Raw genomic sequence first — 22632 nt, 5'->3', positions numbered from 1 at the left:
ATGTCCTTGTGGCCATCTTTTCCGGGAGCGAGCGATCTCGCGGCCGTCGCGCGGCGCCTCGCAGATCGTGAAGCTGAGTTCGCGGCATCCCCCCGAGCGCGGCCCGCGAGCCGGCCCGGCGCGGGGCTCAGGGCGTGGCGGTCTGGGTCGGGGCGGGGGTCGGGGCCGGGGCGGCCGAGGGGGGCGTGGGCTTCTCGATCGTCAGCGACGAGCGGGCGCCGCCGGGGAGCTCGCGGGTGACGGTGCCGTTGGGGGCGATCGTCGTGCGCGAGCCGTCGTCGGCGACCACGACCATCGAGCCGTCGGCGGTGAACTCGGTGCGCTCGACCGACAGCGTCGAGCGTGAGCCGTCGGGGAACACGCGCACGCGCTTGCCGTCGGACATGACGATCGTGCCGTCCTTCTTGACCTGGACCTTGGTGCCGTCAGGCTTGGTGACCGTGCCGTCGCGCTGGATCGTCACCGTCGAGCCGTCGGCGGCGGTGAGGACCTTGGTGCCGCGGCCGCCCGATTCCGACTTGTAGGCGCCCGACTTGTCGCTCGACACCTCGATCTCGTCGACGTCGCAGGCGGCGCTGGCGAGGGTCAGGGCCAGCATCCCGGTCAGGTGCACGCGGCGCAGGAGGCCGGGAGAAGTGGGGCGCGGGGTGGCCAGTGTCATCGGCTGCCGAGCGTAACACGATCGCCGCACCTCGGGATCGCGCGCGGCGGGCGAGGACGCGACCTGTCCGCTTGAGCAGGCATCGCTCGCGCGGCTCGCGCTCGGCGGACGCGCCTTTCCGGTCCGAAGCGGCGACGGAATGCGCTGCGGCCGGCGCCATTGGGTACGATGCCGGCGTGCACGAGCCCGAGGATACGGTCGTCATCCGCTCGGCGACGACCTACCTGACGATCGAGGCGGCGGGCCGCAAACTGCAGGATGTCCGCCTGGGCGCGCGTCCGCTGCGGATCGGCCGCAGGCAGGACAACGAGGTGGTGATCCAGTCGGCCTGGGTCGCGCTCTACCACGCGCGCGTCGAGCCCGATCGCCAGGGCCACCGGATCGTCGATCTCGGCGGCGGCAACGGCCTGCTCTACCGCGGGCGGCGCGTCGGCTCGCACGCGTTCAACGACGGCGACGTGATCCGGATCGGCGATCCGGTGACCGGCAACTTCGTCAGCTTGACGTATCAGGACATCGGCAAGCGGGCGCAGGCCCAGCCGACGTCGCCGGTGCAGCGGTGCGCGCTCGACAAGCCGCAGGTGACGATCGGCCGCGAGGCCTGCGACCTGGTGCTGCCGAGCCTGCAGGTGTCGCGCCGGCACGCGACCCTCCGCGCGTTCGACCGCGGCCACGAGCTCACCGATCACGGCAGCGCCAACGGGACCTTCGTCAACGGGGTGCGGGTCCACGTGCACGAGCTCAAGCAGGGCGACGTGCTGCAGATCGGCCCGTTCAAGCTGATCTACACCGGCAAGTCGCTCGACCAATTCGAGCAGAAGGGGGCGATGCGGATCGACGCCCGCGAGCTGGTGCGGGTGACTTCGACGGGCAAGGCGATCCTCGACCACGTGTCGCTGGTGATCGAGCCGCGCGAGTTCGTGGCGCTGGTCGGGGCCTCGGGCGCGGGCAAGAGCTCGCTGATGGCGGCGCTCGCCGGGGTGCGCCGGCCGGACGCCGGGCAGGTGCGGGTCGGCGACGACGACCTGTATTCGAACTATCACTGCTATCGCAGCGGGATCGGCTACGTGCCGCAGGACGACATCCTGCACAGCAACCTGACGGTGGAGGAGGCGCTGCGCTACACCGCGCGGCTGCGCCTGTCGATCGACACGACGGCGGCCGAGATCGAGGGGCGGATCGTCCGCGTGCTCGAGGAGGTCGAGATGGTCGAGGCGCGCCAGCAGCGGATCACGGAGCTGTCCGGCGGCCAGCGCAAGCGGGTCTCGATCGCGTCGGAGCTGCTCGCCGATCCCAACCTGTTCTTCCTCGACGAGCCGACCAGCGGGCTCGATCCGGGGCTCGAGAAGAAGATGATGTACACGCTGCGGTACATCGCCGACTCGGGCCGCACGGTGGTGCTGGTGACCCACGCGACCGCCAACATCACGCAGTGCGATCTGGTGGCGTTCATGGCCGGCGGACGCCTGGTCTATTACGGGCCGCCCGCGGGGGCGCTGGCGCTGTTCGGGGTCACCAGCGGCGATTTCGCCGACATCTACACCAAGCTCGGGGGCCGGGTCGGGCCGCCGGAGGTGATGCGCCAGGGCGAGCTCGCGGCCGAGTACCGCTCGTGGCACGAGCACAACCCGCAGGCCAAGCGCGCGCCGACGATGGCCGAGCTGTGGGAGATCCGGTTCCGCCGCTCGGACGAGTACCGGGTCTACGTGTACGAGCGGCAGACCGAGAGCGAGGTGTCGGGGGTGCGGCTGCAGGCGGTCGCGCCGGGCCACTTCCGCATCGCCGACGAGCCGGTCAAGGCCACCAGCACGCCGGTCCGCCCGCCGCCGACCGACGACGCGTCGTGGTTGTTCCAGACCCGCGTGCTGGCGGACCGCTACCTGCGGCTTATCACGGCCGACCGCAAGAACCTGCTGATCTTGCTGCTGCAAGCGCCGGTGATCGGGGCGGTGCTGCTGCTGGCGGCCCGGCCGACGGCGCTGCAATCGTCGCCGTCGACGAATGGGCGGCTGTTGCTGTTCTTGCTCAGCGTGGTGGCGGTGTGGTTCGGCGTGATCAACTCGGTCCGCGAGATCACCAAGGAGTCGGAGATCTATCGCCGCGAGCGCCTGGCGAGCCTGCGGATCCCGGCCTACCTGCTGTCGAAGCTCGGCGTGCTCGCGGGGCTGTGCGCGGTCCAGAGCCTGGTGCTGATGCTGCTGCTGCTGCTGCGCGTCGACTTCGCGGCCGACTATGTGGCGCTGACCGAGTACGGGTTCATCGACATGACGCGCCAGCCGCCGCTCGGGCTGTGGGGCGCGATGCTGGTGTCGGTGTTCTTGACGTCGCTGTCGGGGGTCGGCCTCGGGCTGTTGATCTCGACGTGGGTGTCGAGCTCGGACAAGGCGATGAGCACGGTGCCGCTGGCGCTGATCCCCCAATTGGTGTTCGCGCTGGCGCTGATGCCGTTGCCGGCGGTGCTGGCCCCGCTGTCGTACTTGACCGGCGCGCGCTGGGGCATGGAGTCGATGGGGTCGATCGCGGCGCTGCTCGAGCCGCGCGACATGACCCGCTGCGAGTTCCCGGGCGACCCACTGACTTGCGAGGTCTACGCGTCGGTCAACTACAGCCCGACGCCGGAGCACATCGGGCTGGTGTGGGCGGTGCTCGCGGGCTACACGCTGGTGTGCCTGCTGCTGACGGCGTGGATGCTGCGGCGCCGCGACGCCGCCGAGGGCTAGCAGGCCCGGGTCGGCGCTACTCTTCGCCGATCTCGATGTTGTACTTCACCGTCATCGACGGGCCGTTGTAGCGCGGGAACTGGTGGTCGGCGAGGACCTTGCGGACGCACGGGACGATGCCGAAGACCTGCAGGTCCTTCGAGGCGGTGACGGTCACGGCGTCGACCTTGCCTGTCTTTCCGACCAGGCTGATGACCATGTCGAGGCGACCGCCGCGGAGGCTGCCGCCCTTGTAACAGGCGGCGACGGCCAGACACTCGTTGATGCCGTACTCGACCTCGCGCATGTGGGCGCTGAGCACTTGCTCGTTGAGCTGCTCCTCGCCCTCGCTCCAGTCGAGCACGCGCGGGCGCTCGATGTCGAATTGCGGGACGGCCGAGTCGTCGACGGGGACGAACTTCTTCGGCAGCTCGTCACGCTCCATGGTGCACTCGCCCCACGACGTGATCTGCGGCCGCATCGGAATCTCGTTGGTCTCGACCTCTTGCTTGACCGGCTGGTCGGTCTCGCCGTCGACGACGCACGCACCGGCCTCGCAGTGGGTACCCTTGCCGCACAGGCCGCCGCAGTCGCCGGGACCGCGAGAATCACTGTTCCGCTTGCAAGCCGCCGCCGGGCTGACGCAGAGCGCCACGAGACCGGCGAAGATCAAGGTGGTACGCATGGCCGGGGAGGGTAACACCGTCCCGGCGGAAGGAGAGGGCCGCAAATCGTTCGGCGCGAGCGGACGCCCGCGCCGTGGGGAGAGGCCGCGCGGCCTGCCGCGGGCGCGAGTCGGCTCGGGTCGCACCCGCAGGCGAAGCGCTCGTCGCCCTGCGGGCAGGCGACGCGAGGGAGCCGGGGAGGGGTGTTTGCGGGCGCTGGACGGTGGATCTGCGGCCGGCGATCTGCAGGTCGCCTCGCGCACTTCACGCGAGAATGCGGCGTGACGCGGCGGGGATTCGGAGCGCTCGATGCCGTGCGGCGATACGTGGGTGCGCGGCTCAGGTCGTCCGCGAAGTGGTCGCGCGTGGGCCGGCCTCGCCCGTCTCGGCGCGGACGAATTTCGCCTGCACGATCCGCGCGTGCGAGCGAGCGACGGGCTCGAGTCGTCGCAGGCCAGGGCGAGGTTCGCACGGGCAATCACCTGCCCTGAAGGACAGGTCTAGATCTCGGCGCCGATCTGCCGCAGCAAGCCGAGGAAATCGGCGAACACGCGGACCTCGGTGAGCTGGCCGCCGGCGACGCGGTAGTGGGTGCTGCCGCCGACCTCGACGCTGCGGCCGGTCGCAGCCCGCCCGCGGAAGGGGCCGTGGTGGGTGCCGCGGAGGGTGAAGCGCGCGGCGACGCGGTCGCCGTCGACGAGCAGCTCCTCGACGGTGTAGCGCAGGTCGGGGAAGGCGGCGCGCAGGCCCCGGATCGCCGCGAGCACGCCCGCGGGCCCGCGGGTGACGCCGGTCGCCGGGTTGTCGTAGGCGACGTCGGGCGCGAGCAGCTCGGTGAACGCGTCGTCGCGGCCGGCGTTGAGCGCCTCCTCGTAGAAGCGCAGCACCGTGCGCTCGAGCGCCTCGGGGGCGCCCGCGAGCGCGGCGATGAGGTCGGCGGATTGACCGACCGAGCCGGCGATGCCGCCCTGGGCCGCGATCATGTCGAGGGTGACGCGGTGAAACTCGGGGAAGTAGGAGGCGACGCAGTCGGCGAGCACGAGGCAGCGGAAGCCGCGGTCGTTGGCCTCGCGCACGGTGGTCTGCACGCAGACCTCGGTGGTCACGCCGACGACCAGCAACGCCTCGATCCCGCGGTTGCGCAGGATGAGCTCGAGGTCGGTGGCGTGAAAGGCCCCCTTGCCGGGCTTGTCGATCAGCGGCTCGCCAGGCGCCGGGGCCAGCTCGGGCACGATGTCCCAGCCGGACTCGCCGCGCACGAGGATCCGCCCGCGCGGGCCGGGATCGCCGATCCGCAGGCCCTCGCGGCCTTGCGCGTGCTTGGCCGGCGGGCAGTCACTGAGGTCGGGGCGGTGGCCCTCGCGGGTGTGCACGACGAGCAGGCCGGCGGCGCGCGCGGCGTCGAGGAGGGCGCGGGTCGGGGCGATGGTCCGCTGCAGCTCGCGCACGTCATTGCCGAGGGCCTCGCCGAAGCCGCCGGGGAGCAGGAAGTCGCCCTGCATGTCGATCACGAGCAGGGCGGTGGCGCGGGGGCGGAAGCGGAAGGGCGCGGGTCGGGCTGGGACGTGGAGCTCCACCCGGCGAGGGTAGCGGGGCCGGGACGCGCGGTCGAGGGCAGGGCGGGTGAGGGCGCGCCGCAGGTCGTATGGCGGCGGGATCGACACACCTCGGCGCGAGGTCAGCGAAAAGCACCGGTCCGGAGCTCGGCGGGCGAGCTCCGGAATGGGATCACGTTTTCATCGACATGTCCTCGAGGACATGTGTTCGTAATTCAGAGGGACCACATATAATTGGTGACGTAGCGGGCCAGGTCGAGCATGCCGGAGGCGGTGCGGAACAGGGCGATCGCGTCCTCCTGCGAGCTGCGCCCGGCCAGCGCCAGGGCCTGGATGTTCTCGCCGTCCCACGTGCCGACGCGGCGGATGAGCCCGTCGGAGGTCACGTGAAACGACAGCAGGGTGTGGCTGGAGGTGCCGAGGCGCATGCCGACGAGCGCGTCCTGCAGGCCGGAGCGGGTCGAGGACAGGTGCGAGATCGGCCCGCCGCCGTCGAACTGGTCGACCTTGCCGAGGATCCCGAGCGACGAGACTTCCCAGGTCTGGAGCCGCAGGCTGCTCGAACCAGTGTCGAGCGCCGACGACACCAGGATGTACTCGCGGCCGAAGCTGCCGGTCACCGTGACGTCGACCTCGCTCACCCCGAAGCCGACGTTGCCCACGAGGGTCGTGACCTGCTTCGCGTCGATCTGGTCGAGGTTCGACCCAGTCGAGTCGAGCTTCCAGCTCTGCAGCCACAGCGTATTGTCGTCGCGCCGCTCCGCCGTCACCACGCCCTTGAAGGCGCCGGTGGTCTCGCTGCGCGCGCGCCCGGCCACGATGGTGGCGACGTCGAGGTCGATGATCTCGGGCGAGGTGAGATCGCTGGCCTCGCGCGAGACGGTGATGTGGGTGCCGACCCGGGTCGTCTCGTAGTTGACCACCGAGACGCCGTCGAGGCTGTTCTTGATGGCGACGACGATGCCGTTGTCGTTCGGCGACGCCGTCGCGCGGACCAACTGTGCGCCGGAGCTGAGCTCGCTGTGCAAGCCGCCCGCGATGATGTCGGCGTCCGATTCGACGAAGTACGGGAGGAGCGACAGTCGCGTCGTCGTGCCGTCGATGTACGCCACCACGGCGTGCGGGTCGACCTGGTTGATCCGCGCGACGTCGAAGTCGACGGCCCCGGACCGCACGTCCTCGGGCCCGAGGTCGATCTGGCCCGCGAGGTCGATCGTGAAGCCGGCCGCCTCGAGGATGTTCGAGGAGTTCTTGTAGGCGATGAGGCCGCCGGAGGCAGTGGCGGCCACCGCGGGCATCGTGCCGTTCTCGACGAAGACGTGGTCGTTGCGCGGCCCGAGCGGGTCGCCCCACAAGTGGAAGCCGGTGATGCCGTCGAACGGCAGCTCTTCGCCCTCGAGCCGGTCCCAGTCGTTCACGTCGGGCTCGACGCCCGAAACGACCTCCTGCGAGAACGCCTCGCTGAATTCCCACGGCTCCCCGCGAATGCAGGGGTTTTTGGTGACGATTGAGTCCTCCGAATACTCGTACACGCTCATGTGGAGGTGCGGTGCATCCGATCCGCCGCTGCTCCCGATTCGGGCGACGAAATCACCCTTCTTGACCTGAGGGTACGCGGTGAATCCTGGCTGCAGATCGAGGCGCGCCCCGTTCCACATCCCCCCCCAACCGCTCTTGTTGCACACCTCTCCGGACGACGCCGTCAGCGTCAGGTTGGTCGTGGCCGTCCCGGGGATCGGGCACAGCCCGGCCGGGATGCTGCCGCGCTGGAGATGCGCCAGATAGACGACGTGACCGTCGAAGGTGCGGATCATCAGGTGATTGCCCGAGACGACACACCCGCCGTCCGGGGTCGAGAAGCATGACAGCGGCTCGCCGTTGGTAGGCCCCACCGAACCACCAGGCAGGTCCTCCTCCATGTTCCACCAGCAGGCGACCACCTCACCATCGACCGGTGAGAACAATGGCATGCCCCACGCGAGATGATCTTCGTGCGGCGTCGGCGTCGCCGTGGATCCCGGCTTGAGGAACGTCCAGGCCGAGCTCGTGGGGTCCAATCGCCAGACCTTGAGGTCGATGCCACAATTGCCGGGGCAGTTGTACCCGCCGTGCCCCTTGGTGATCATGAAGTTGTCCGCCGGCAGCGAATCCGCCCGCCAGGGCGGCTTGACGGGGTAGGCTTCGGCGATCCGCGGCGTCGCGTATACCGATGCGAGCACGAGGGCGCCGGCCATCGGCAAATAAGAGGTCTGAACCACCCGACGAGCGGTCGCTACGAACGTTTCGATGTTCACGCAAGCTCCAATCCATGCATGGACCCCCGGCGACGCGGGGAGCGCGGCCGAACGAGATCCAAGCTTCACCGAGCTTAGGCCCGCGAGTTTTTAAAGTCACTCTATTTAAATCGCTTCCAAGATCTGTACCGACGGTGCGAATTGCCGGGGCGCCAAGGCGGCAATTCCCCGGCTCGGAAGCCCGAATGGGTTGCCGCAGAGGCGAGAATCCGTCAAGGCTCGAGCATGAGCAATCGCAACAGCGTCGGCGCGCGCCGGCCTGACGTCCTGCTCTCCTCGGGGGCTCGGAATCGTCGTTTCCGAATTCCCTGACTCCTCGCTCGCGGGGCAACCGACCGTCGCCGCGCAGGGCGTGCTGCGATTGTTTCTTAAAGATGTGTCCCTTCGAGTCATGAGGATCGACTCGCAAGCCTGACGGATGAGGTGCGAATCGGCGATGCGAGCAGGCGCAGCCGTGGTGTTCGTATGTCCATATTGACGATACGCAGGTGTCGACGCAATCTGGCGAATGACCGGGCAGGTCTCCGCGCCCATGGTCGACCCGCGCACCGCCGTCGAGTTCCTCGGGGACTCCGCGCTCGAGTGACGTCCCGTGCGGCCCGAAGCATGGCGCGGTCGAAGCCCGCGACGTGAAGAGCCCGGCGGCCCTCACGCAGGCAGGTCCGCGCACGAGGGACGCGCGAAAGGCCCGTCCTGCTGTGCGGCCGCGGGGCCTGGGCGAAGCCGCCCTGACGTCGCCCGCACGGTGACGGCCCGCGCGCGACGGGCTACGATGCGGGCGTGAGCGGCGTTTCGCGCGATCGAGGCAATTCCAGGCGCGTGGCGCTGGGCGGCGCGCTCGTGCTGCTCGCGTGCGGCCGCGGCGACACGACGACCGCGCAGGCCGCATCGACCTCCTCGAGCGGGGGCGAGAGCTCGAGCGGCGAGGCCTCGGCCGGCTCGAGCGGAACGGGCCCGCCGACCACCGGGGCGCCCGGCGTCGACGAATTGCCGCTGCCGCCGTTCCTCGTCTCGCCGGTCGACGGCGCGACCGACGTGTCGACCGCGGCCCTGCTGTGCTGGGAGCCAGTCGTCGATCCGGAGGGCGAGGCGGTGCGCTACCGCGTGTTCGTCGACGACACCGAGCTGACGCACGGCATCCTCGGCGAGGAGCCCGGCTACCCCGGTCCGTGCGTCGGCCCGCTCGACCTCAATTTCGAGACCACCTATTCGTGGCAGGTGCAGGCGTTCGAGGCCGACGATCCGACGCGGGTCTCGCTCAAGCGGCCGGCGTGGAGCTTCACCACCAAGTCCGACGGCCTGACCGGGATCGTGTTCGAGGAGGAGTTCGACGGCGATTTCGCGTGGCAGATCGAGGGCGACGCGGGCGCGGGCGCGTGGGTGCGCGGCAACCCGGAGGGCACCTCGCACGCCGGCGACCTGTCGCAGCCGGAGCTGTGCGCCACGGGGCTGAACTGCCTGTTCACCGGGCACAACCCGGGCGGGCTGGCCGACGCGGCCGACGTCGCCGGCGGCAGCACGATCGTCACCTCGCCCGAGTTCGACCTCGAGGGCGCCGCGACCGCGACCGTGCAGCTCCACCGCTTCTTCTACAAGTCGGAGCCCGGCGCGCTGTCGGCGTTGAAGGTCGAGCTGCTGGTGCCCGACGCGCAGGGCAATCCCGTCGCGCACGAGCTCGAGCGGCTCGATGTCGACCACGCGCTGGCGCCGGCGAACCTGTGGACCCCGCGCGAGTACGGGGCGTGCGGGGTGCCGATGGCCGCGGGCTCGCGGCTGCGCCTCACCGCCACCGACGAGGGCGCGGGGATCCTCGAGGCGGCGATCGATTCGGTGATCGTGCGCGCCCACGCCGAGCCGACGATCTGCGCGTCGGGCCTCGATGGGCTGTGCGATCCGGGCGCGGGCCCTGCCGCCTGCCCCGAGGCGCTGCTGTGCTGCTCGCAGGGCGTGCTCAACACCGGCGTCTATCGCTGCACCGAGCCGGTCGCCGGCCTCGATTTCGCAAGCCCGCCCGCGACCCCGGACGCGCCCGGCAACGGGCCGCTCGGCTGCGACGCGCCCGACCTGATCGTCGACGGCACGTGGATAAGTCCGCTGTTCACCGAGATCCTCGCCACCAAGGACACCTGCGAGGTCGCCGAGGGCTGCCTCGGCGACCTCGGCATGCGGCGACTGATGCTGTTCACGGCGGCGATGCCGAACATCGGCTCGGCCGACCTGGTGATGGGCATCCCCGCCAACCACCCCGAGCTGTTCCACTACAGCGGCTGCCACGACCACTATCACTTCGACGAGTTCGCGCGCTACGAGCTGCGCGACCAGGAAGGCGACATGGTGGTGGCGACCGGGCACAAGCAGGCGTTCTGCATGCTCGACACCGTGAGCTGGGCGTGGCCGCTGGCGCTGCCGCGGTTCGACTGCGCCAATCAGGGCATCAGCCGCGGCTTCACCGACCACTACGAGGCCGGCCTGCCGTGCCAGTGGGTCGACGTCACCGGCGTCCCGCCCGGCGAGTACACGCTGCAGATCTCGGTCAACCAGCCGCGCCCGGAGTGGGCGCTGCCGCTGCTCAACGAGCGCGTGTACGACAACAACACGATCGAGGTCCCCGTCACGATCCCGTGAGGCCGTTCGCGCGAGCGCGGCGGTGACTCGTGCGAGGTCCCCGTCGTGCGGCGAGCGGGACCGCATCGTCGCGCGAGCGCGGTGACCCGTCGGGCGCGGTGGGACGACGAAACGAGCGAGGTCCCCGTCGCCGCGCGGCGAGGGGACCTCGGTCTTTCACGGCGCGTGGGCGCCGATCACATCGGCGGGGGCACCGGGGTCGCGTCGCCGGGGATCGGGATCTCGACGTCGCCGTAGATGCCCTTGTCCTGGTTCACGATCTCGTGGTCGAGGTCGATGATCGTGCTGGTGGCGATGCCGCCGCCGCCGTAGGGCGTGCCCTGCAGGCCGTAGACGACGTTGGGGGTGTAGAAGTCGAGCGCGTCGCCCGTCATCCACACGTAGCCGTCCTCCTCGAACGAGTGGTCGACGCCGCCGCAGGCGCTGTAGGGCAGCAGCTCGCCGACGACGTAGGTGGTGCCGAGGAACACCCACTGGCCGTTCTGGTAGTCGTACTCGAACGTGGTCGACTGGTGGGCCGAGGTGACGTTGTCCTGGATCATGGTCCGCTGCGCCACCAGCATCCAGCCGGTCTGGGCGAAGCTGATGTCGGACACCGGGCTCGAGCCCTGGCCGCCGCCGATGGTCGGCAGCGAGAACTCCAGCTTGGCGGTGCTGGGGTCGATGACGCCGGTCTCGTCGACGTAGCCGACCGACCAGACCTCGTTCTCGCGGTTCGGGTTGGGCATGTTGCTGTGCTCGACCCACAGGCTGTAGTAGAGCCGGCCGGCGTTGGACTGCACGGCCCACGGGCGCTCGCCGAGCGGGGCGTAGGCGCCGTTGGGCTCGCCCGGATCGTTGGGCAGGCCCATCGACACCGTCTTGCTGGCGTGGTGGAAGGTGCTGACGACCTGGCCGTTCAGGTCGACCTGGTAGATGCGGCCGTCCTCGAAGTTGCTGACGTAGATCGTCTCGCTGACGCAGTCATAGTTGAGGTTGCCGAACGCGGGGCCGTTGTTCGGCAGGGTGGCGAAGGTCGAGATCACGCCGGTGACGCTGTCGATGCGCTTGATCACCGCGGGCGTCGGGTTGGCGCCGTAGGCGGTCGTCGCGGCGACGTAGATGTTGCCGTCGGAGTCGAGCGTCACGCCGAAGATCCGCCCGAGGTTGGCCGAGGTCCAGCTCGAGTGGTGGTAGAGCGGCGCGAGGTAGTTGGTGTTGGGCGGCGGCGCGTCGCCCGAGATGTCGACGATCGTCAGCGCGAAGTCGTTCGGCGCCGGGTTGTGCACGGTGTGGGTGACGATGGCGATCGACTTCTCGAGGAACGGGGCGAACGCCGGGTCCGTGTACTTCGGGAAGCCGCCAGCGGCGCCGTAGGTCTCGGACGGCCGACACGAGCCCTTGCCCGGCATGACGACGTCGACGTCGGCCTGCTGGCCGAGGTCGAACTTGAAGCCGCCGGTGGTGGTCGTCGTGTCGACGCCCATCGTCGTCTCGGTCGAGGTGGTCGACGGGTCGACGGTGGTCGTCGAAGTCGTCGTGGTGCTGGTGCTGGTGCTGGTGGTGGTGCCGTCGCTGTTGCTGTTGCCGTTGGTACCGTCGGTGGTCGGGTCGGTGCCGTTGCTGGTGCTGGTCGGGAGATTGGCGGTGCTGCCGGTGCTCGGGTCCGTGGCGCCGGACTCGCTCGCGGATGCCTGACTGGTAGGTCCGGAGCTGGAGTCGCCACACGCGACGACGAGGGAAGAGAGGACGAACGATGAGAGGACCACCAAGGCACGCGAACAGAGCATCGGCGGATACTAACACCATCGTCCCGACGGGCTCCGTGATTTCGCGGCGAGAGGTCGCGCCGAGGCGCGAGGTCGACCATTCGGGGACCGGGGCGATGCGGACGCGCGCGGCAAGGTGAAGTCCAGGGGCGATCGATCGAGGGGTTCCCATGCCGTCGAACCCGCGCGTCGGGCCTTCGCCACACACGAAGGGCGGAGACTTCGACCGCGAGTGCGCGAGCCTCGGCGAGATCCGGGCACACCGGGCGCGACGACAGCGCGCGAGCGGTCTGCAGCCGTCGGACGAGGCGCTCCTCCGCGCGCTCTCGCGGCGCTCCGCAGGTCGATCGTGTAGAGGATGATCTTCGCGGTCCCGGCGGCCGGCGAAAGACGAACTGCCGGTCACCCGAGAGTGCCGGCAGTCGCCTCGCGCGGGCGCGGCGCTCAGAGCTCGACGCAGTACAGGCGACGGGCGGTGTTGCAGGCGCCGACCGTCGAGTCGGTCCAACCGAGGTTGGTCAGGCTGGTGCGGCCGATCCGGCCCGACAGGGCGGCGTTGTTGCTCGTCCAGTTGGAGCAGTGGTGGGTCGCCAGGAGGCCGGCGGAGGTGGTGCCGGTCCACACGTCCGAGGCCGCGACCGAGGACAGGGTCTCGGTCACGTTGATGGCGATGTCGACGGTGCCGTCGGTCAGGTCGGCGAACGTGTTGGCGACGATGACGCTGTCGCGCCGCCGGTAGCCGGCGAGGGACGGCACCAGGCGGGCCAGCGGGGTGCTCTCGTCGGTGCTGAGCCAGACGTCCCAGGTGCCGCCGAGGCCGGCCGCGAGGGCGCGCTCCTGGCACTTCGCGGCGGCGCCGGCGAGGCCGCCGAGGTTGCCGTCGTAGAAGGTGCTGGTGACGAACACGCGCCGGGCGGCGGTGCAGGCGAAGCAGCCGTCGGCCTCGGCGGTGTTGAGGTCCTCGCAGGTCTCGTGGCCGGCCCACACGAAGCCGTCGCCGCACACCGGCAGCTGGCAGTTGTTGAGGCAGTCGTCGGTCTGCACGAGGTTGCCGTCGTCGCAGGCCTCGCCGGCCTGAAGGAAGCCGTCGCCGCAGGCGGGCAGGGTGCACGCGAGGGTGCAGGTGCCGCCGTTGTCGTTGGCCTCGCCCTCGTCGCACGGCTCGCCGGCCTGCAGGAAGCCGTCGCCGCAGGTCGGCAGCTTGCAGACGTTGGTGCAGCCGTCCTCGTTGACGAGGTTGGCGTCGTCGCACGGCTCGGTCGGTGAGACGAAGCCGTCGCCGCAGATGCCGCCGGTGCAGTCGGGCTTGCAGGGCTGGTCCTCGCCGTTGTCGTCGCCGCCGTCGCACTGCTCGACGCCGAGCTGCAGGTGGCCGTCGCCGCAGGTCGCGAGCTTGCAGCTCAGCGTGCACGCGCCGCTGTCGCTGTTGACATTGGCGGCGTCGCAGGTCTCGCCGAGGCTCGCCTGGGTGAAGCCGTCGCCGCACGCGGGGAAGCGGCACAGGTCGGTGCACCCGTCGTCCTGATCGTGATCCATGCCGTCGTCGCACTGCTCGCCCTGATCGACGATGCCATTGCCGCAGGCCTCGATCGCGCACAGCGAGCTGCAGCCGTCGCCGCTGACGAGGTTGCCGTCGTCGCAGGCCTCGCCGGGGCCGCGATCGCCGTTGCCGCAGATATTGATCTTGCAGTTGGCGAGGCAGGCCTTGTTGGCGCCGTTGTTGGGGCCGTTGTCGCACTGCTCGGTGCCGCTGCCCTGGTTGTAGAGGAGGCCGTCGCCGCAGGTCGCGTACTTGCAGCTGAGCGTGCAGATGTTGCCGTTGCTGTTGTTGGCGCCCAGGTCGCAGCTCTCGCCGGGCTGGGAGTAGCCGTCGCCGCAGGCCTTGGCCGTGCAGGTGTTGGTGCAGTTGTCGGTGTTGGACTTGTTGCCGTCGTCGCAGGCCTCGGTGGCCTGGACGATGGCGTCGCCGCAGGTCGGGAGCTTGCACGCGTTGGAGCAGGCGTCGTTGTTGACGGCGTTGCCGTCGTCGCAGCCCTCCATCGGCCCGACGTGGCCGTCGCCGCACACGCCGATCGTGCAATCGAGCTTGCAGGCGGCGTGGTCGGCGTTGTTGACCCCGTTGTCGCAGGCCTCGCCGGGGCCGAGGTTGCCGTCACCGCAGGTGTTGAGCAGACAATTGGCGCGACAGGCGGCGGCGGGGCCGTTGGCCGGGCCGTTGTCGCACTGCTCGCCGGCGCCGGGCTGCAGGTCGCCGTCGCCGCACACGGCCGCGACGCAGACGTTGCTGCAGGCGTCGTCGTCGACGGTGTTGCCGTCGTCGCAGGCCTCGAGCACCTGGATGATGCCGTCGCCGCAGTCGGGCAGGGTGCAGGCGTTGGTGCAGGCGTCGCCGTCGACGCCGTTGCCGTCGTCGCACGGCTCGCCGGGGCCGAGCAGGCCGTCGCCGCAGGTGGCGAGCAGACACTCGGCGGTGCAGGCCTTGTCGTCGCCGTTGGCCTGGCCGAGGTCGCACTCCTCGTAGGCGCCGACCTCGTGGTCGCCGCAGACGTTGAGCAGGCAATTGGTGCGACACGCGCTGCCGGGGCCGTTGGCGACGCCGAGGTCGCACTCCTCGCCGTAGCCGAGCTGGCCGTCGCCGCACACGCTGAGGTTGCCGCCGCCGCTGCCGCCGCCGGTGAGGTTCGGGGGCTCGACGTCGAGGTTGACGCCGACGTCGGCGTCGCAGCCGGCGGCCGCGAGCAGCAGGGCGCCGGTGAACAGGCCCGCGCGAATACCAGTAGTACGAATGAAAGAGTGGGTCATGTCGATTCTCCTGTGATTCTGGGTCGCGCGGGTCATTGTTCGAAGCAGTAGAGGCGGCGCTGCTGGTTGCAAAGGACCTGCGCCCCGAGGTAGGTCCAGCCGACGTCGACGAGGTTGGTGCGACCCTCGTACGCGCCCCACAGCTCGGCCGCGCCGTAGGTCCAGTCGTTGCAGCGGGAGCCGGTCACCACGCCGGTCTGCAGGGTGCCGGTCCACACGCCCTGGGCGCCGGCGAGGCCGCCGAACTCGTTGACGTTGATGGGCGCGTCGAGGCTGCCGTCGATCAGGTCGGCCCAATTGTCGGCCACGACCACGCCGTCGAGGCGACGATAGCCGCCGGCCGCCTTGACGAAGCGCGTCGCCGGAGAGCTGTTGGTGACGCCGAACCACGCGTCCCAGGTGCCGCCGAGGTCGGCCGCGTCGGCGCGGGCCTGGCACTTGGCCTTGCCGCCGACGAGGCCGCCGAGGTTGCCGTTGTAGGTGACGGCGGTGACGAACACGCGCTTCGGCACGGTGCAGTCGGACTTGCAAGCGTCGGTGTCGTCGTCGTTGGCGTCGTCGCACTGCTCGTGGCCGACCCACACCACGCCGTCGCCGCAGGTGGCGGCCTCGCAGTTGGTGCGGCAGGCGTCGCCGTCGTCGCCGTCACCGTCGTCGCAGGCCTCGCCGGTCTGGAGGAAGCCGTCGCCGCAGCTGGCCTCGAGGCAGAACAGGGTGCAGGCGCCGAGGTTGTCGTTGGCGGGGCCGTCGTCGCACTGCTCGCCGACCTGGACCTCGCCGTCGCCGCAGGTCATGGCCTTGCACGCGCTGGTGCACTCGTCGTCGTCGTCCTCGTCGGCGTCGTCGCAGGCCTCGCCGGGGCCGACCACGCCGTCGCCACACACGGCGCCGGTGCAGTCGAGCTTGCACGGCTTGTCGTTGCCGTTGGCCGCGCCCTGGTCGCACTGTTCGACCGCGAGCCGCACGTGGCCGTCGCCGCAGGTGGCGTGCTTGCAGGTCAGGGTGCAGGCGCCGCTGTTGCTGTTGCCCGGGCCGGCGTCGCACTGCTCGCCGATGCTCGGCTGGACGAGGCCGTCGCCGCACACCGGCAGGGTGCAGGCGTCGGTGCAGCCGTCGTTCTGATCGCCGTCGGCTCCGTCGTCGCACGGCTCGCCCGGATCGACGACGCCGTTGCCGCAGCCCTCGAGGGCGCATACGGGGCTGCAGCCGTCGCCGGCGGTGAGGTTGCCGTCGTCGCAGGCCTCGCCGGGGCCGAGGTCGCCGTCGCCGCAGACGTTGAGCTGACAGTCGGCGAGGCAGGCGTGGCCGGGGCCATTGGCGAGGCCCTCGTCGCATTCTTCGCCGCCGCCGCCCTGGGCGTGGAGGAGGCCGTCGCCGCAGGCCGCGAGCGCGCAGGCGAGGGTGCAGTCGCCGCCGTTGCTGTTGTCATTGCCGTCGTCGCAGGCCTCGCCGGGCTGCAGGTGGCCGTCGCCGCAGGCGGCGGGGGTGCAGGCGGTGGTGCACAGGTCGGTGTCGCTGGCGTTGCCGTCGTCACAGGCCTCGGTGGCCTGGACCAGGCCGTCGCCGCAGGTGGCGGCGACGCAGGTGTTGCTGCAGGCGTCGAGGTCGATGGCGTTGCCGTCGTCGCAGCCCTCCATCGGGCCGACGTGGCCGTCGCCGCACACGCCGAGGGCGCAGTCGAGCTTGCAGGCGGCGTTATTGGCGTTGCTCGGGCCGTTGTCGCATGATTCGCCGGGGCCGATGTCGCCGTCGCCGCAGACGTTGGTCGTGCAATTGCTGCGACATGCGCCGGAGGGGCCGTTGGCGCCGCCGTCGTCGCATTGCTCGCCGACCGCGGATTGATGGAAGCCGTCGCCGCAGGCGGCGGGCAGACAGGCGGAGGTGCAGAGGTCGGTGTCGATGGCGTTGCCGTCGTCGCAAGTCTCGCCAGGGCCGACGAAGCCGTCGCCGCAGGCGGCCGGCTGGCATTGATCGGTGCAGGGGGCGTCGAAGCCGTTGTCGTCGCCGTCGTCGCACAGCTCGCCGGGGCCGATGTCGCCGTCGCCGCAGACGTTGGTCTGGCAATCGGCGAGGCAGGCCTTGCCGGGGCCGTTCTCGGGGCCGTCGTCGCATTGCTCGCCGGGGCCGATTTGGTCGTCGCCGCAGGCGCTGCCGGCGGAGCCGCCGGAGGAGACGTTGATGTCGACGGCGACGTCGAGGGCGCTGTCGCAGCCGGAGGCCGCGAGCAGCAGCCCGGCCGCGAGCAGGCCCGCGCGCAGGGAATGAACGGAGTGAAGCTTCATGGTCATGACTGTGAAATCTCCAGAGTCGTCGATGGCGCGGGTAGGGTCACTGCTCGAAGCAGTACAGCCGCTGGAGGATCGAGCAGTTGCTCGACAGGCCGAGCGAGCGGGCGGTCCAGTTGAAGTCGGTGGCGTCGTTGCGGCCGTCGTATCCCTTGCCGCTGGAGAAGTTGTTGGACCAACTGTTGCAGTTGTCGGACAGCGGGGTGCCGGTGGCCGAGGTGCCGGTCCACACACCGGCGGTCGGCACGAGGACGCCGAATTCGTCGAGGTTGATCGGCGCGTCGATGCTGCCGTCAGTGAGGTCGGCCCACGACTGGGCGATCTCGGTCCCGTCGAGGCGGGCGTAATGCGTCGTCGACTTGACGAAGCGGAGCACAGGGCTGCTGCTGGCGACGCTGATCCAGGCGTCCCAGGTGCCGGTCAGGCCGGCCGCGGTGGCGCGCGTCTGGCACCTGCTCTTTGTGCCGAGGTAATTGCCCATGGCGCCGCTGTAGGTGGTGCTGGTGATGAACACGCGCTTGGGCCGGGTGCAGTCGGCGTTGCACATGTCGCCGTCGAGGTTGTTGCCGTCGTCGCAGGCCTCGACGCCGGCGCGCAGGAAGCCGTCGCCGCAGGTGGCCGCGACGCAGCCGATCAGGCAGGCGTCGGTGTTGTTGGCGTTGCCGTCGTCGCACGGCTCGACGCCCTCGTGGGCGAAGCCGTCGCCGCAGACGGCGAGGGTGCAGGCGAGGGTGCACGCGCCGGTGTTGCTGTTGAGCGGGCCGAGGTCGCACGGCTCGGTGCCCTGCTTGAGGCCGTCGCCGCAGGTCTGCAGCTTGCACGCGTTGTTGCAGGTGTCGTTGTCGATGGCGTCGGCGTCGTCGCAGGCCTCGCCGGGGCCGACGTAGCCGTCGCCGCAGTAGCCGAGGGTGCAGTCGAGCTTGCAGGCGCCGGTGTTGGCGTTGCCGGGGCCGTCGTCGCACTGCTCGACCGCGAGCTGGACGTGGCCGTCGCCGCAGGTGGCGACGGTGCACCCAGCGGTGCATTCGCCGGCGTCGCTGTTGCCGGGGCCGTCGTCGCACTGCTCGCCGGCGTTGATCTGCAGGACGCCGTCGCCGCAGCTCGGGAGCATGCACGCGTCGGTGCAGCCGTCGTCCGGGTCGCCGTCCATGCCGTCGTCGCACTGCTCGAGGGCGTCGACGATCTCGTTGCCGCAGGCCTCGTGGGTGCACATCGGGCCGCAGCCGTCGCCGCCGACGAGGTTGCCGTCGTCGCAGGCCTCGCCGGGTCCGAGGTCGCCGTCGCCGCAGACGTTGGCCTGGCAACCGGCGAGGCAGGCGTGGCCGGGGCCGTTGGCGAGGCCGTCGTCGCACTGCTCGCCGCCGCCCCCCTGATCGTGGACGAGGCCGTCTCCGCAGGTGGCGACGGCGCAGGCGAGCGTGCAATCGCCGCCGTCGCTGTTGTCATTGCCGTCGTCGCAGGCCTCGCCGGCCTGGACGAAGCCGTCGCCGCAGGCGGCCGCGGTGCAGGCGCTGGTGCAGGCGTCGGTGTCGTCGCCGTTGCCGTCGTCGCAGGCCTCGGTGGCCTGGACGACGCCGTCGCCGCACTCGGCGGCCACGCAGGCGTCGCTGCAGGCGTCGTCGTCGATGTCGTTGCCGTCGTCGCAGCCCTCCATCGGGCCGACGTGGCCGTCACCGCAGAAATTGAGGCTGCAGTCGAGCTTGCAGGCGGCGTGGTCGGCGTTGCTCGGGCCGTTGTCGCAGGCCTCGCCAGGGCCGATGTCGCCGTCGCCGCAGACGTTGGGCTGGCAGTCGGCGCGACAGGCTGCGCCCGCGCCGTTGACGTCGCCGTCGTCGCAGCCCTCGCCAGGCTGGATGAAGCCGTCGCCGCAGCTGGCGGGCGCGCACGCGCTGGTACAGAGGTCGGTGTCGACGGCGTTGCCGTCGTCGCAGGCCTCGCCGATCTGGACGATGCCGTCGCCGCAGGTGGCGAGGACGCAGGCGTTGTTGCAGGCGTCGTCGTCGATGTCGTTGCCGTCGTCGCAGGCCTCGCCAGGCTGGACGACGCCGTCGCCGCAGGACGGGCCGAACGCGCAGGCGTTGCTGCATTCGTCGTCGTCGTCGTCGTCGCCGTCGTCGCAGGCCTCGCCCGGACCGACGTGGCCGTCGCCGCAGACGTTGAGGCTGCAATCGAGCTTGCAGGCGGCGTCGTCGCCGTTTTCGGCCCCTTCGTCGCATTCTTCGCCGGGCCCGATCTCGCCGTCGCCACAAGGAGGCTCGGGGGCAGGGCTGGTAATGTGGATCGAGACTTCGACGCCACCGTCACATCCGGTGGCCAGGAGGTACAGGGCCGTCGCAAGCGCACACGGGTACGCGCGACGAGCCGCGAGGGTTTTCATCTTCTCCATCTGTTTTCTACTCCGATCGACCGATTGGATACGAGCAACCCACGCCGCGACCGCGAGGCGCGGCGCGAACGCGGGGCCGACCTGAACGCGTCAACGCGGAGAATGAGTCCGCGGAGATGACGATTCGATCGATCGGCCGGAGGAGCGCGGGGGCCACATGAACTTCGGGACATGTGGGTTCGCGCCGCAGACCGGCCGGCGGTCGGAGTCGCGCGGCGCGATCGAGCCCCGAACATGGCGTGGTCGATCGGAATTAATAGAAGGAGAGGAATGGTGCCCGGCGATCGCGGTCGCCGGAGTCGGCACTTCGAGGTCGTCGGTCGCGGATCGGACCGCGGGACCATTCCCATGGCTTCGAGGCCAGGTCCGACGTGACCCGGATGCGCGAAGGAGGATGTCTGGTGCGCTCGCGTGCGGGCCGGCGAGCTCGCGCAGGCGAAAGATCAAGAAGGACTGTGGCGCTGTCCTGGGGGCGCCGTATGCGGCCTCAATCGTCGCGCTGGCGCGGCGTCAGCGAGTCGACGAATGCATCGAGCTGCTCGAGCGTGTAGTCCGCGGCGGGCGGCAGAGTGTTCGTGAAGCGGAGCTCGACGGCCTCGAAGGTCAGACCGGGCTCCACGAGCTGGTGCGAGCCGTGCTCTTCGGTCCCTCGCAGCAGCGCGGCCAGACGATGGCGACTCTCCGCGGCGAGCGGCTCGAAGGGGTCCGTCGCCAGACGCTCGTACGTCTGCCGCTTCTGCGCGAACGCGTCATCCCCCGGCGCGCAGGGGTAGGCCTCGACGGCTGCGAGCGCGGACCAGCGGATCAGACGGTGCGGCGCCGCCGTGAGGCGATGGACGTAGGACCAGTCCGGGCCAGGCATCAGCCAGTGGAGCTCGAAGACGATCCGCGGGAGCAGCAGCGGATCGCGATCCAGGGACTGCTCGAAGGCGTCTCGCAAGAGCTGCGCCTGATCGTCGAAGCTGAGCTTGCCGATCGTATACACGACGCCGGCCCGGACCGCGTACGCCGTCGCTCGCAGGCCGCGCTGCAACGCGGGGAACAGCAGCGTGGGCATCTCGGCTCGCACCTGCGATGTCAGGTCCCGGTCGACGATGCCGTGGACGCCGAGGTCCCGCGCGAGCGTCAGGGCGTTGTGAGCCGGGCCGGGTGCCCCGTGCTCGACCAGCTCCGAGATGCCTCGAAGCACCTGCGGCACACCGTGTCTCTCGACGAGTCGCTCGATCCATGCCCGATCTTCGAGGTGATCGATGTATCGCGCGATCGCTTCGATGGCAGCAGGCATGGGCGACGACGCCCGTCATACCATCGATTCATCGCGCTGTCCGCTGCTTGTCGGCGGCGCTCACCCATCCGGGTGGATGCGCGTGCCCGGCCCATCGCCCGCGTCGAAGCCGAGCGCGCCTGCCTCCATCACCGCGGCCCGAGCGGTCACGGCTTCGGATCGCGGGCCCGATCGGGCACTGCGACCAGCGAGTGCGACGAAGCCGTCGCGAGGTCGCTGCCGGTGATGGCGAAGAAGCGCTGGGTGATGCCGCCGTAGCCCGAGGCCGGCGGCGGGTCGGAGGTCGACAGGCGCAGGGTGTCGACTTTGCGGGCATCGAGCCACTCGCTGAAGCCGGTGAACACGATGCTGCCGAGGTTGGCCCGCCAGCCGCCCGCGGCCTCGGTGCGCGCGAGCCACAGCGGGCCGCCCAGGCGCGACCGCAGCAGGGTGTACCCCAGGTTCGGGAGCTCGACGAAGTCCACCGGCTCACGCGCTTCACTGTGTCGCACCGCGAGGCCGTGCATCGCCGCGAGTCGAGCAAGCCCGTCGCCGTCACAACCGTCAGGGAGCGCCCAGCCTTCGAGGTCGGTGGTCGTCGACACGAACACGACCTCGTCCAGACGCAGCCCGAGCGCCTCGAGGGCTGTCGGTAGCGCCGGGAGCTCGGCCTCGAAGCGGCCGATGAAGGCGCGCGTCGGCGCGTCGACGAAGATCCCCGAGCGCAGCCCGGCGAGCGTGGCGAGCGATCGGGGCAATTCTGGCGCTTGCAAGCGCACGGCGAGCAGGCGGAGGGCGTTGCCGGGGATCCAGTCGTAGCGAACGAACGCCGCAGAATCGCTGCACATGGTCGAAGAGACAGGCTCGTCGCCAGCGGCGGGCGCCGGCGTGGCCTTCATGTTCGCGGGCTGTCGCGCGGGTGCCTGGATCCCCGCGTCGGTGCGACAGCCCGCGAGTGCGCCGATCAGCGCGACGATTGCGGGTATTCGGATTGCACGAACCATGCAGGTCTCCGAGCATTCTACGCGCTCGTGGTCCAGCGACAACGGCGCAACGAGCGCGGAGGGGCCTCCCACGCGTTCCGTCCCGGGTCCACGTGCTCAGGGCGCTGGAGTCTCGGCCGCGACACACGCGTCGTACGCCGCGAGCGACATCCGGCCGGTCGGCTGGCAGGCGGCGACCTCGGGCGGCAGGACCGGCGCGCAGGGTAGAAAAGCGGGCGCGAGCACGGCCAGCATGCCCTTCATCGTCCGCCCCTCGCCGGCCAGCTCCACCAGTCGCCGGGCGAGCCGCGTGCAGTCCGTGGCATCGACCTCCGACAGGCTCGGGGCCGCGACCTCCTTCATCGCCGCTTCCAGCCTGGGCTGAAGGTTCTTCAGCATCGCCTCCTGGAACCCGGGCTCGAGCATCGCGGCTCCCACCTCGAGCATGTTCGTCTGCCACTTCTCGACCAGGTCGGCGTGCAACGGCATCGCCGCCGGGGTGGCGAGCGCGAGCGCCTCGACGTACGCGACCCGGCTCTTCGGCTTCGTCGCTGACACCTGCCGGACGGCTTCGACCATGCGATCGGCGACGTCGTCGAAGAACCCGAGCACTCGCGTTCGCCGTCGCTCCTCGGTCGACGCATCCGCAGCCGAGGCGACGCCC

13 protein-coding genes and 1 pseudogene are annotated in these 22632 nt (G+C 70.5%); 2 read left to right on the top strand and 12 right to left on the bottom strand.

The window, feature by feature from the left end:
* Positions 1 to 127: 127 nt before the first annotated feature.
* Positions 128 to 661, bottom strand: a complete 534-nt coding sequence (locus POL25_RS42700; RefSeq protein ID WP_272092215.1) for a hypothetical protein — start codon at positions 659 to 661, stop codon at positions 128 to 130.
* Between the two features lie 176 nt (positions 662 to 837).
* Between POL25_RS42700 and POL25_RS42695 the strand changes: the two genes are divergently transcribed.
* Complete coding sequence (locus tag POL25_RS42695; RefSeq protein WP_272092214.1) at positions 838 to 3381, top strand: ATP-binding cassette domain-containing protein; 2544 nt, start codon at positions 838 to 840, stop codon at positions 3379 to 3381.
* Between the two features lie 16 nt (positions 3382 to 3397).
* Here POL25_RS42695 and POL25_RS42690 read toward each other — a convergent pair whose 3' ends face one another.
* The 4 genes and pseudogenes from POL25_RS42690 to POL25_RS42680 all read right to left on the bottom strand — a co-directional run bounded on the left by POL25_RS42690 (position 3398) and on the right by POL25_RS42680 (position 7875).
* Positions 3398 to 4045 (bottom strand): hypothetical protein, encoded by a 648-nt coding sequence (locus tag POL25_RS42690; RefSeq protein ID WP_272092213.1) that lies wholly within the window; start codon positions 4043 to 4045, stop codon positions 3398 to 3400.
* Between the two features lie 480 nt (positions 4046 to 4525).
* Positions 4526 to 4912 (bottom strand): ester cyclase, encoded by a 387-nt coding sequence (locus tag POL25_RS45150; RefSeq protein ID WP_373372153.1) that lies wholly within the window; start codon positions 4910 to 4912, stop codon positions 4526 to 4528.
* 21 nt (positions 4913 to 4933) lie between these two features.
* A pseudogene (locus tag POL25_RS45145) lies at positions 4934 to 5602 on the bottom strand (cysteine hydrolase family protein); the annotation flags it as partial.
* 194 nt (positions 5603 to 5796) lie between these two features.
* Positions 5797 to 7875 (bottom strand): hypothetical protein, encoded by a 2079-nt coding sequence (locus POL25_RS42680; protein WP_272092211.1) that lies wholly within the window; start codon positions 7873 to 7875, stop codon positions 5797 to 5799.
* Positions 7876 to 8655: 780 nt separating this feature from the next.
* On the opposite strand from POL25_RS42680, the gene POL25_RS44805 reads away from it, so the two are divergent.
* Entirely contained in the window at positions 8656 to 10500 is a 1845-nt protein-coding gene (locus POL25_RS44805; RefSeq protein WP_272092210.1) for a lysyl oxidase family protein, read from the top strand.
* A gap of 176 nt (positions 10501 to 10676) precedes the next feature.
* Here POL25_RS44805 and POL25_RS42670 read toward each other — a convergent pair whose 3' ends face one another.
* From POL25_RS42670 to POL25_RS42640, 7 genes are all read right to left on the bottom strand, one after another.
* A complete protein-coding gene (locus POL25_RS42670; protein ID WP_272092209.1) occupies positions 10677 to 12269 on the bottom strand; it encodes a hypothetical protein in 1593 nt (530 codons plus the stop codon).
* A 423-nt stretch (positions 12270 to 12692) separates the two neighbouring features.
* The gene (locus tag POL25_RS42665; protein WP_272092208.1) at positions 12693 to 15050 is read right to left on the bottom strand and encodes a DUF4215 domain-containing protein; all 2358 of its coding nucleotides are present in this window, start codon (positions 15048 to 15050) and stop codon (positions 12693 to 12695) included.
* A gap of 32 nt (positions 15051 to 15082) precedes the next feature.
* Complete coding sequence (locus POL25_RS42660) at positions 15083 to 17332, bottom strand: hypothetical protein (RefSeq protein WP_272092207.1); 2250 nt, start codon at positions 17330 to 17332, stop codon at positions 15083 to 15085.
* Positions 17333 to 17378: 46 nt separating this feature from the next.
* Positions 17379 to 19721 carry a DUF4215 domain-containing protein gene (locus POL25_RS42655; protein ID WP_272092206.1) on the bottom strand — a complete coding sequence of 781 codons (2343 nt, stop codon included), beginning with the start codon at positions 19719 to 19721 and terminating at the stop codon, positions 17379 to 17381.
* A 487-nt stretch (positions 19722 to 20208) separates the two neighbouring features.
* The gene (locus POL25_RS42650) at positions 20209 to 20910 is read right to left on the bottom strand and encodes a hypothetical protein (RefSeq protein ID WP_272092205.1); all 702 of its coding nucleotides are present in this window, start codon (positions 20908 to 20910) and stop codon (positions 20209 to 20211) included.
* A gap of 242 nt (positions 20911 to 21152) precedes the next feature.
* Positions 21153 to 21989 (bottom strand): hypothetical protein, encoded by an 837-nt coding sequence (locus POL25_RS42645; RefSeq protein ID WP_272092204.1) that lies wholly within the window; start codon positions 21987 to 21989, stop codon positions 21153 to 21155.
* Between the two features lie 96 nt (positions 21990 to 22085).
* Positions 22086 to 22580: a hypothetical protein gene (locus POL25_RS42640; RefSeq protein WP_272092203.1), complete on the bottom strand. Its 495-nt coding sequence runs from the start codon at positions 22578 to 22580 to the stop codon at positions 22086 to 22088.
* Between the last annotated feature and the right edge of the window lie 52 nt (positions 22581 to 22632).

Origin of the sequence: Nannocystis bainbridge (assembly GCF_028368995.1) — a bacterium.
Classification (GTDB): domain Bacteria; phylum Myxococcota_A; class Polyangia; order Nannocystales; family Nannocystaceae; genus Nannocystis; species Nannocystis bainbridge.
Note: the sequence above shows the minus strand (reverse complement) of the source record. Positions and strands in the feature narration are given on the sequence as shown.

Coding starts and splice junctions, on each gene's coding strand:
- POL25_RS42645 (WP_272092204.1), bottom strand. CDS start 21,989: ATGGTTCGTGCAATCCGAATACCCGCAATCGTCGCGCTGATCGGCGCA.
- POL25_RS42700 (WP_272092215.1), bottom strand. CDS start 661: ATGACACTGGCCACCCCGCGCCCCACTTCTCCCGGCCTCCTGCGCCGC.
- POL25_RS42690 (WP_272092213.1), bottom strand. CDS start 4,045: ATGCGTACCACCTTGATCTTCGCCGGTCTCGTGGCGCTCTGCGTCAGC.
- POL25_RS42665 (WP_272092208.1), bottom strand. CDS start 15,050: ATGACCCACTCTTTCATTCGTACTACTGGTATTCGCGCGGGCCTGTTC.
- POL25_RS42660 (WP_272092207.1), bottom strand. CDS start 17,332: ATGAAGCTTCACTCCGTTCATTCCCTGCGCGCGGGCCTGCTCGCGGCC.
- POL25_RS42655 (WP_272092206.1), bottom strand. CDS start 19,721: ATGGAGAAGATGAAAACCCTCGCGGCTCGTCGCGCGTACCCGTGTGCG.
- POL25_RS42670 (WP_272092209.1), bottom strand. CDS start 12,269: ATGCTCTGTTCGCGTGCCTTGGTGGTCCTCTCATCGTTCGTCCTCTCT.